Genomic DNA, 257 nt, shown 5'->3' with positions numbered 1-257 from the left:
TTTTAGTAGCGGTAATAGGAGTCGAACCTATGACCTTTCGGGTATGAACCGAACGCTCTAGCCAACTAAGCTATACCGCCATATTCTTGGTGCCCAGAGGCGGAATCGAACCACCGACACGGGGATTTTCAGTCCCCTGCTCTACCGACTGAGCTATCTGGGCATTTGGCGGAGAGGGTGGGATTCGAACCCACGGCCCCTTTCGAAGTCACTGGTTTTCAAGACCAGCTCCTTAAACCACTCGGACACCTCTCCAT

At 52.9% G+C, this 257-nt stretch carries 3 tRNA genes; all 3 read right to left on the bottom strand.

Features of this window, described 5'->3' with window-relative positions:
• Nucleotides 1–6: 6 nt before the first annotated feature.
• Nucleotides 7–80 (bottom strand) — tRNA-Met (locus IC174_RS20915).
• A 7-nt stretch (nucleotides 81–87) separates the two neighbouring features.
• Nucleotides 88–163: transfer RNA gene (locus IC174_RS20910), tRNA-Phe, on the bottom strand.
• 3 nt (nucleotides 164–166) lie between these two features.
• Nucleotides 167–255 (bottom strand) — tRNA-Ser (locus IC174_RS20905).
• Between the last annotated feature and the right edge of the window lie 2 nt (nucleotides 256–257).

Origin of the sequence: Clostridioides sp. ES-S-0001-03, from assembly GCF_020676075.1 — a bacterium.
GTDB lineage: Bacteria > Bacillota > Clostridia > Peptostreptococcales > Peptostreptococcaceae > Clostridioides.
Note: the sequence above shows the minus strand (reverse complement) of the source record. Positions and strands in the feature narration are given on the sequence as shown.